Source organism: Roseibium sp. (assembly GCF_039982295.1).
In the GTDB taxonomy this organism is placed as follows: Bacteria; Pseudomonadota; Alphaproteobacteria; order Rhizobiales; family Stappiaceae; genus Roseibium.
The window spans coordinates 1-5,000 of the sequence record NZ_JBDWYP010000040.1; the positions used below are offsets into that span (position 1 = coordinate 1).

A 5,000-nucleotide genomic window follows, 5' to 3' on the forward strand; every position below is an offset into this window, starting at 1 on the left:
GTTGTTGGCCTGTTCTCCCAGCGGAACTACAACATCGAGACGCTGACCGTGGCGCCCACCGAGGACGAGACCCTGTCCCGTCTGACGGTGACCACCACCGGGTCGGACAAGGTCATCGAGCAGATCACCAAGCAGCTCAACAAGCTGATTGAAGTGGTCAAGCTGGTGGACCTGACCGAAGGCTCCCACATCGAGCGTGAATTGATGTTGGTCAAGCTGAAGGCCACCGGTTCCCAGCGAGCTGAGATCAAGCGTACCGTGGACATCTTCCGGGGCCAGATTGTCGACGTCACAAGTTCGGTTTATACCGTGCAGTTGGCGGGTGACAGTGAGAAGCTTGACGGATTTATCCAGGCGGTTGGCACCTCCGGTGTCCTCGAAGTGGTGCGTACCGGTGTCTCCGGTATTGCCCGCGGCGAAAAGGTTCTCAGCCTTTAACGGCTATTGATACGAATTGAACATCATGGCCTGATAGGGCCATTACAAATAACAGAGGTTTTGTCATGCAGGTTTACTACGATAAGGATTGCGATCTTTCCATCATCCAGGGCAAGAAAGTTGCCGTTATCGGTTTCGGTTCCCAGGGCCACGCTCACGCGTGCAACCTGAAAGAGTCCGGCGTTGACGTCACCGTTGGTTTGCGCCCGGGTTCGTCGTCCATCGCCAAGGCTGAAGCCTATGGCCTGAAGACCAGCGACGTGCCTTCCGCCGTTGCTGCTGCTGACGTGGTCATGGTTCTGACCCCGGACGAATTCCAGTCTCAGCTGTACAAGGCCGAGATCGAGCCGAACCTGAAGCAGGGTGCCACACTGGCGTTTGCCCACGGTTTTGCTATCCACTACAACCAGATCGTCCCGCGGAAAGATCTGGATGTGATCATGGTCGCTCCGAAGGCTCCGGGTCACACTGTGCGCACCGAATTTGCCAACGGCGGTGGTATTCCTGACCTGATCGCCATCTTCCAGGACGCGTCCGGCACCGCCAAGAACGTTGCCCTGTCCTACGCCAGTGGCATCGGCGGTGGTCGTACCGGCATCATCGAAACCACCTTCAAGGACGAAACCGAAACCGATCTGTTCGGTGAGCAGGCCGTTCTGTGTGGTGGTGCCGTTGAACTGGTCAAGGCCGGTTTCGAGACCCTGACTGAAGCGGGCTACGCGCCGGAAATGGCGTACTTCGAGTGCCTGCACGAGCTGAAGCTGATTGTTGACCTGATGTACGAAGGTGGCATCGCCAACATGAACTACTCCATCTCCAACAACGCGGAGTATGGTGAGTACGTGACTGGCCCGGAAGTCATCAACGAGCAGTCTCGCGAAGCCATGCGCAACGCCCTGAAGCGCATCCAGAGCGGTGAGTACGCCAAGATGTTTATCTCTGAAGGCGCTCTCAATTACCCGTCCATGACGGCTCGTCGTCGCCAGAACGCGGCTCACGATATTGAAACCGTGGGTGAAAAGCTCCGTGGCATGATGCCGTGGATTTCCGCGAATAAGATCGTGGATAAAGATAAGAACTGATCAGATTTCTGACTGGTTCTTGAGAAACGCGGCCCGGGAGGCCGCGTTCTTCGTATATACTCCGCCCAAATGCTTTCCGGAGTTATGGGAATGACTGACGAAAAAAAGACTGCCGATGCCGACGCCCAGCGCGTGGCGTCGGAGAAAAAGCACGATCAGGCTTCAGAGTATGAAGTGGAAGCCGGCGAAGTGGTTGAAGAAGAACTGGTAGAGGGAGCCCCTGTCCGCCGCAAGGGCATCTACCTTCTGCCGAACGCACTCACGACAGCGTCCCTGTTTTCGGGTTTCTATGCCATCGTGTCCGCGGCCAACGGCATGTTCGATAACGCCGCTATCGCGATTTTCGTGTCCATGATTCTTGACGGGCTCGATGGCCGCGTCGCACGCATGACCAACACCCAAAGCAAATTCGGCGAAGAGTATGACTCCTTGGCCGACATGGTGGCATTTGGTGTTGCCCCTGGTTTGGTGGCATTTTTCTGGTCCCTTAATGGCCTGGGTAAAGTAGGCTGGGCAATAACCTTTATCTATGTGGCTGGCGCGGCCCTCCGTTTGGCCCGCTTCAACACCCAGATTGGCTCCGTCGACAAGAAGTTTTTCGTTGGCCTGGCGAGTCCGGCTGCGGCTGCGTGCGTGGCTGGCCTGGTGTGGTGCTTTCACGAATTCGAGCCTTCGTCCTGGCTGACGCTGCTGACGATTGTTGTGGTTGGCGGTACCGGCGTTATGATGGTCAGCAATATCCTGTACCGCAGTTTCAAGGATCTCGATATGCGTGGCCGGGTGCCGTTTGCGGCAATTCTGCTCGTGGTCCTGATCTTTGTCGTGATCGCGCTTGATCCGGCGACCGTATTGTTTACCGGGTTTCTGCTGTATGCCCTGTCGGGTCCCGTGCGGGCGATCTTCAGAGGCAAGCCCAAGCGTAGCCCGGAGGAGTCTGCGTAAGGTATTGAGTCCCGGGCCCCTGAGGCCCGGGAATTTAATGCGAAACCTCCGGTCAACCCTACCAGCGCCCGATGCTCGGGCGACTAGAGCGGAGAGTTTCGATGTTGATCAAGAGTCGCCCCTCCTGGGCACTGTCCTACAGCCACGTTACCCCCGAACACATCTATCTGAACCGTCGCCGATTCATGTCTGGCATTGCTGCTGGTGCGGCCGGCCTCGCTATGCCTGGGCTACTGTCTGCGGCGGCTGCCCCGGTTCAGGGCGAATCGCTCAATTTCATCCCTGCGCCCCAGTTCTCAACCGACGAAGAAAAGACACCGTTCAAAGACGTTATCCGCTACAACAACTTCTATGAGTTCGGCACCGGAAAAGACGATCCGGCCAAGTATGCCGACAACATGTCGGTCGACCCCTGGTCCGTGATTGTGGATGGCGAGTGTGGCAAGCCGGGTACCTATGCCCTTGAAGACCTGCTTCAGCCCCATGACTATGAGGAGCGGGTTTACCGGTTACGGTGCGTGGAGGCCTGGTCCATGGTGATCCCCTGGGTTGGGATACCGCTTGCCGATGTAGTGAGGCGCCTGGAGCCAACGTCCAAGGCCAAGTATCTCTACTTTGAAACCCTCGAGGATCCAGAGCAGATGCGGGGGCAGCAGTCGATATTCAGCACCATCGATTGGCCGTATCGGGAGGGGGTGCGGATGGATGAGGCCATGAACGAATTGGCGTTCCTGGCTGTCGGCCTGTATGGCAAGGCTCTACCTAAACAGAATGGCGCACCGATTCGATTGGTACTGCCCTGGAAATACGGATTCAAGAGTATCAAGTCTATTGTCAGGATTCGGTTTCAGGAAACGCGGCCGAAAACCACGTGGGAACGAATTGCTCCAAGTGAGTATGGTTTCTACGCCAATGTGAATCCTGAGGTCGACCACCCGCGTTGGAGTCAGAAGCGGGAGCGTCGCTTGCCATCGGGGTTGTTTTCACCAAACTGGATCGAGACCGAGAAGTTCAATGGTTATGGTGAGCAGGTCGCTAGCCTCTATAAGGGCATGGACTTGCGGAAGTTCTATTAATGCCGGGAGTGCTGGGTATTGAGTGGCGCCGAAGCGCAGGGGTGCTGTTGGCGTTTCGCTGGCTGATGGCTGCGTTGGCATCTTTGCCTCTATTGTTGCTGGTTGGGGATGTGGTCAGCGGTGCCGTGGGGCCGGATCCCGGACAGACCATCACGGAGGCGCTTGGCATTGCTGCCTTCCAGCTACTATTGGCGACCCTGGCGATGACTCCGTTGCGACGCTGGACCGGGTGGGGAGGTTGGCTACGGGTCCGGCGCATGCTCGGTTTGTTTGCTTTCTTCTATGCCGTGCTCCATGTCCTGGCGTTTCTCCAGTTCATTCTCGGCTGGTCGGATTTGTGGGCCACCTTTACCAAGCGGCCCTACATCATTGCCGGTGCGGTGGCATTCCTGTGTCTGGTACCCCTGGCGGTAACCTCACCGGTCAGTGTGATGCGCAGGTTGGGCTCTTATTGGAAGCCTCTGCACAAGTTGATCTATCTGGCTGTGGTTGTTGCCTGGGTTCATTTCTTCTGGCAAGCAAGAAGTGATCTGGGTGAAATGGTGATTTACGGCCTGTTATTGGCAATTCTGTTGGGGGTGCGAGGTTATTGGTCTGGCTGGTCCAGCCTGGTCCCTCTGAAAAAGGGCTGATATTGGTTAAACACCGCTCAAGTTGTGCGGTTGTTGACCTGCCTAATGCGTGGAAACCCGTAGTTTTGGAATTTTCTTCGCAAAGCGCGTTGACAGTTTTCCTGACGCCTGTAGAATGCGCACCACTTCTGAGGGATAAGCCGCTGACACAGCGGCCCCCGAGGATGGCAACCGTTTGAAATTGTTGAAGAAATTGAGTTTCAAGATTCTTCAGAAAGCGGTTGACAGAGGCTCGATTCGCTGTAGAATGCGCCTCTCGAAACAAGCAGTAAGCCGGTTGATTTTCGGCGCTTTCCGGAGACGGAAAACATCGAAAATAAACGGTTGACAAGGCGGCGACACGATGTAGAATACGCCACCTTGATTGAGCAGCAGCTCAACCGCTCTTTAAAAAATTGACCAAGTAATTCGTGTGGGCGCTGGCCGAGGTGTTTCGGATACGAAATATCAGGACAGTGACTCGTCGAAATTGAGTTTTGTCTTGAGCAAGAATAGAGAATCTTCGGATTCTTGTATGATTTAAACTGAAGAGTTTGATCATGGCTCAGATTGAACGCTGGCGGCAGGCTTAACACATGCAAGTCGAGCGGTAACAGGGGTAGCTTGCTACCCGCTGACGAGCGGCGGACGGGTGAGTAATGCATAGGAAACTGCCCAGTAGTGGGGGATAGCCCGGGGAAACCCGGATTAATACCGCATACGTCCTTCGGGAGAAAGCAGGGGATCTTCGGACCTTGCGCTATTGGATGTGCCTATGTCGGATTAGCTGGTTGGTGAGGTAATGGCTCACCAAGGCGACGATCCGTAGCTGGTCTGAGAGGATGATCAGC

The 5,000-nt window shown here is 55.7% G+C and carries 5 protein-coding genes and 1 rRNA gene (1 of these 6 running past the window's edge); all 6 read left to right on the forward strand.

Annotated features, from left to right (window positions below):
- A partial coding sequence (gene ilvN / locus ABJZ52_RS08110) for an acetolactate synthase small subunit (protein ID WP_348487735.1) occupies positions 1–438 on the forward strand: 438 nt, incomplete at its 5' end.
- A gap of 65 nt (positions 439–503) precedes the next feature.
- Positions 504–1,520, forward strand: a complete 1,017-nt coding sequence (ilvC, locus tag ABJZ52_RS08115) for a ketol-acid reductoisomerase (protein WP_138441965.1) — start codon at positions 504–506, stop codon at positions 1,518–1,520.
- A 90-nt stretch (positions 1,521–1,610) separates the two neighbouring features.
- A complete protein-coding gene (gene pssA / locus ABJZ52_RS08120; protein ID WP_138441966.1) occupies positions 1,611–2,462 on the forward strand; it encodes a CDP-diacylglycerol--serine O-phosphatidyltransferase in 852 nt (283 codons plus the stop codon).
- A gap of 101 nt (positions 2,463–2,563) precedes the next feature.
- Complete coding sequence (gene msrP, locus ABJZ52_RS08125) at positions 2,564–3,538, forward strand: protein-methionine-sulfoxide reductase catalytic subunit MsrP (protein WP_348106288.1); 975 nt, start codon at positions 2,564–2,566, stop codon at positions 3,536–3,538.
- Positions 3,538–4,170, forward strand: a complete 633-nt coding sequence (locus ABJZ52_RS08130; protein ID WP_348106287.1) for a protein-methionine-sulfoxide reductase heme-binding subunit MsrQ — start codon at positions 3,538–3,540, stop codon at positions 4,168–4,170. Before msrP ends, ABJZ52_RS08130 begins: the two co-directional genes overlap by 1 nt.
- A 521-nt stretch (positions 4,171–4,691) precedes the next feature.
- Positions 4,692–5,000, forward strand: a 16S ribosomal RNA gene (locus ABJZ52_RS08135) (its annotated part continues 1,041 nt past the right edge of the window); the annotation flags it as partial.